This is a genomic window from Stenotrophomonas sp. 05L44_2 (genome assembly GCF_056665995.1).
The window spans coordinates 1-3,940 of sequence record NZ_JBFTNR010000395.1; the positions used below are offsets into that span (position 1 = coordinate 1).

Below are 3,940 nucleotides of genomic sequence, written 5' to 3' on the forward strand. Positions count from 1 at the left end.
CCACTACAACCCGAAGCTGTTCTGGGATGCCAGGAAGGGCGATCGCAAGGCCACGATTCCGCCCGGCCCGAACAATCCGGTCGGCCGGGTCTGGATCGACCTGTCCAAACCCCATTACGGCCTGCACGGTACGCCGGTGCCCGGCCATGTCGGCAAGACCGAATCGCACGGCTGCGTGCGCATGACCAACTGGGATGTGCTGCGCGTGGCTGCAGCCGTGGATACGTCGGTACCGGTCGTCATGCAGGAGTGAGCCGATGCGACTAGCGCAACTGATCGTACTGGGGCTGGTGATGGGCGTGGCAGCCGGATGGTGGTTGCAGCGTGATGGCGAGCCGTCCGATGACACGGGTGCCCGCCCCCTTGAAGTGGCGCAGACCTCCGCTGCAGCCGACAGCGCCCGTGCCGTACCCGTGGAGCAGGCGACAACGGCAATCGCTGCGCCCGCCCCAGCAGCAACGGGCGACACACCCTCCGGCCTGCTGCTGCCGGTACAGGGCATCACGCCCTCGCAACTGCAGGACACCTTCACCGACGCACGCAGCGAAGGCCGCGTGCACGATGCGATCGACATCATGGCTGCTGCCGGCACACCGGTACTGGCGGTGGCCGATGGCCATGTCGAGAAGCTGTTCGACAGCGAGCGTGGCGGCCTGACCATCTATCAGTTCGAACCCAGCGGCCGCTGGTGCTACTACTACGCGCACCTGCAGCGCTACGCCGACGGCCTGGCCGAAAAGCAGACCATCAAGCGCGGCGACGTGATCGGCTACGTCGGCAGCACCGGCAACGCCAACCCCGAAGCCCCGCACCTGCATTTCGAAGTGCACGTGCTGGGCCCGGAGAAGCAATGGTGGAAGGGCGAGTCGATCAATCCCTATCCATTGCTGAAAAAAGGGGACGGAGGGGATTAAGTCGCAACCCGCACGGTCTGGTCGTGGCGGCTAGGCAGCGCGTGGACGCTGCCTGCGCAGCGCGATGGTGAAGATCACCAGTGCGATGCCTGGAACCAGCAGCAACAGCGCTGCCAGTTTCCAGAAGAAGAACGGCCACAACCAGAGGTAGTCCAGGTCGGTCAGTTTCAGAAGATCCAACGGCGGCTGCACTTCGATCGTTGCTGGCCTGCCGGCCAGCGCCGGCTCCACTTCCAGCACGGTCACCCGCAGCCAGGAGCGGCCACGGGGCAATGCATCACCGCGGCCATAGCCGAAGTACGCGGCGGTAAAAACAGCCGTTTCAACGGTTTCCAGCCTGCGCACAACATCCGTCCCGGCTGGGCCAGAACGCACGCCCGCACGGAAGTCCGCATGCTCGTTGGGGGTGTCGACACGCATCAGCACGTCGGAGTCGAGGGCCGGGTCGGCGGCGTTGGGCGGGTAACGCAGCCGCAACCGCAGGCGATCATCAATGAAGCGGTAGACCGTGATCTCCGCGCTCGCACCGGGGCTCAGCACCAGCGGCAGGGTCTGCGTGCGTGACGCCAGGTGGTTGGCCACGGCACCCACCGCCAACACCACACAGGCGACTGCCCACAGGCCCCAGAACACCCACAGGGTGATCCGCAGCACCCGCGTCCCTTTCGCGCTGACATCGCCGGTCATCGATCCGCTTCCCTGCTTGCATTGCGTACACACTAACGAAAAAGCCCCGCTTTCGCGGGGCTTCTTCTTTCAGCGACGCCGGGCATGGCCCGGCGCTACCGGTGCGGCAGCGTTGCCAGGCAGCGTCTGGCATCGCCGCATCGCTCAGGCGAACGGATCCTGCAGGACCATGGTGTGGTCGCGGTCCGGGCCGGTGGAGACGATGCTGATCGGGCAGCCGGCCAGCTCTTCCAGCGAACGCAGGTAGGCGCGTGCGGCCGGCGGCAGGTCGTCCCAGTTGGTGATGCCGTGGGTGTTTTCGGTCCAGCCCGGGAACTCCAGGTACACCGGGGTGCACTCTTCCCAGCCCTGCGCGTCCAGCGGCGCGTACTCGGTACGCTTGCCGTTGTATTCATAGGCGATGCAGACCTTCAGCTTTTCCATGCCGTCCAGCACRTCCAGCTTGGTGATGCACAGGCCGCTGATGCCGTTGATGGCCACGGCGCGCTTCAGCGCGACGATGTCCATCCAGCCACAGCGACGCGGGCGGCCGGTCGAGGCACCGTATTCGGCGCCGCGGTCGCGGATGCCCTGACCGATTTCATCGTCCAGCTCGGTCGGGAACGGGCCGCCGCCAACGCGGGTCGCGTAGGCCTTGGCAATGCCCAGCACGTAGTCGATCGCATCGGCGCCGACGCCGGCACCGGCCAGCGCACCACCGACGGTGGTGTTGGAGCTGGTGACGTACGGGTAGGTACCGTGGTCGATGTCCAGCAGCGCGCCCTGCGCACCTTCGAACAGCACGCGCTTACCCTGCTTGCGCAGGTCATGCAGGATGCCGGCAACGTCCGACTTCATCGGCTGCACGTACTCGCCGAAGGCCAGCGCCTCGTCGAAGGTCTTCTGGAAATCGACCGCGTCGGTGTTCAGGTACTTGGTCAGCACGAAGTTGTGGTAATCCAGCGCGGTGCGCAGGAGTTCTTCCAGCTGCTTCGGATAATGCAGGTCGGCGATGCGGATGCCGCGACGCGCCACCTTGTCTTCGTAGGCCGGGCCGATGCCACGACCGGTGGTGCCGATCGCCTTGCCGCCGGCAGCGCGTTCGCGCGCCTGGTCCAGGGCGATGTGGTACGGCATGATCARCGGCGYGGCCGGGSWGATCTTSAGGCGCGAACGCACTTCCACTCCGGAGGTTTCCAGCTCGGCGATTTCCTTCTGCAGCGCGGCCGGCGAGATCACCACGCCGTTGCCGATCAGGCACAGCGCATCGTCACGCAGGATGCCCGACGGGATCAGGTGCAGGACGGTCTTCTTGCCGTTGATGACCAGGGTGTGGCCGGCATTGTGGCCGCCCTGGAAGCGCACGACGGCGCCGATTTCCTCAGTGAGCAGATCGACGATCTTGCCCTTGCCTTCATCGCCCCACTGGGCACCAAGCACTACGACAGACTGACCCATGACGGGTTCCTCTATTTGTTGCGGCCATCGGGGCCGCGGACGGGTAAACCGCAGCGGGGCTGGCCAGCGCTTGGGTGGCGGCTCCAAACGGGGAGCGGCCGGCGATGGAAGGCCCAGACACGGAAAAAGCCGAACGGGGAGGCCCGTCCGGCTTTTGTGCATTATCCGGGTTTCCGGGGTCCGGTGCCACCTTTCCGACGGACGGCTTCACCAGCCGGTCAGCCACCCCGCCCCGGTAGTGCCGGCCGCTGGCCGGCAGTCCCAGGTTGCCGGCCAGCGTCCGGCACTACCCTTCTAATGCCGTACCCACCACAGCAGGCTCAACCCGGCCAGCAGGACCAGGCCACCGAAGCTGCGCAGGGCCGGGCTGGGCAGGTCCAGCAGGCGTTCGGCCATGCGCTTCCAGGCCACGGGGGCCACGAACAGCAACAGGCCTTCCAGCACCGCGACCAGACAGACGGCGGCGAACAGATCTTTCATGGGGGAACTCCGGAAAAGCACGAGGCCCGGCGTATGGCCGGGCCCCGTGAGGTACTGCCGTGCGGACTCAGCGATCGTTCTTGAGGTACTGCAGGAACGGGTCGTTCTTGTCCAGCACGATCACGCCGTTGCCGTCGGTCATCGAGCCACGGTAGGCCTCGAGGCTGCGGTAGAACGCGTAGAACGACGGGTCAGCCGAACCGGCCTTGCCGTAGATGCGTGCGGCCTCGGCATCGCCTTCACCACGCAGGCGCTGGGCATCGCGTTCGGCTTCTGCGATCAGCACGGTGCTGTCACGGTCGGCCTGGGCGCGGATGGTCAGCGACTGCTCCTCGCCCTCGGCGCGCAGCTTGGCGGCTTCCTGCTTGCGCTGGGCGCGCATGCGCTCGTACACGTCATTGATCACCTGGCTGTCGGTGGGC

General features: G+C 66.3%; 6 protein-coding genes. 2 read left to right on the forward strand and 4 right to left on the reverse strand.

What is annotated here, in order from left to right:
• Both AC1VAN_RS14215 and AC1VAN_RS14220 read left to right on the forward strand, forming a co-directional pair.
• A partial coding sequence (locus AC1VAN_RS14215) for a L,D-transpeptidase (protein ID WP_480986029.1) occupies nt 1-253 on the forward strand: 253 nt, incomplete at its 5' end.
• Nucleotides 254-257: 4 nt separating this feature from the next.
• Nucleotides 258-914: a M23 family metallopeptidase gene (locus AC1VAN_RS14220; RefSeq protein ID WP_442251903.1), complete on the forward strand. Its 657-nt coding sequence runs from the start codon at nt 258-260 to the stop codon at nt 912-914.
• Nucleotides 915-944: 30 nt separating this feature from the next.
• Here AC1VAN_RS14220 and AC1VAN_RS14225 read toward each other — a convergent pair whose 3' ends face one another.
• The 4 genes from AC1VAN_RS14225 to AC1VAN_RS14240 all read right to left on the reverse strand — a co-directional run.
• Nucleotides 945-1,601, reverse strand: coding sequence for a hypothetical protein (locus AC1VAN_RS14225; protein WP_442251902.1), 657 nt, complete (start codon nt 1,599-1,601; stop codon nt 945-947).
• A 144-nt stretch (nt 1,602-1,745) separates the two neighbouring features.
• Nucleotides 1,746-3,038 carry an adenylosuccinate synthase gene (locus tag AC1VAN_RS14230; protein ID WP_480986030.1) on the reverse strand — a complete coding sequence of 431 codons (1,293 nt, stop codon included), beginning with the start codon at nt 3,036-3,038 and terminating at the stop codon, nt 1,746-1,748.
• 294 nt (nt 3,039-3,332) lie between these two features.
• The gene (locus tag AC1VAN_RS14235; RefSeq protein WP_025877042.1) at nt 3,333-3,518 is read right to left on the reverse strand and encodes a DUF2065 domain-containing protein; all 186 of its coding nucleotides are present in this window, start codon (nt 3,516-3,518) and stop codon (nt 3,333-3,335) included.
• 67 nt (nt 3,519-3,585) lie between these two features.
• Nucleotides 3,586-3,940, reverse strand: a 355-nt coding sequence (locus AC1VAN_RS14240; protein ID WP_480986031.1) for an SPFH domain-containing protein, incomplete at its 5' end; no start/stop codon positions are given.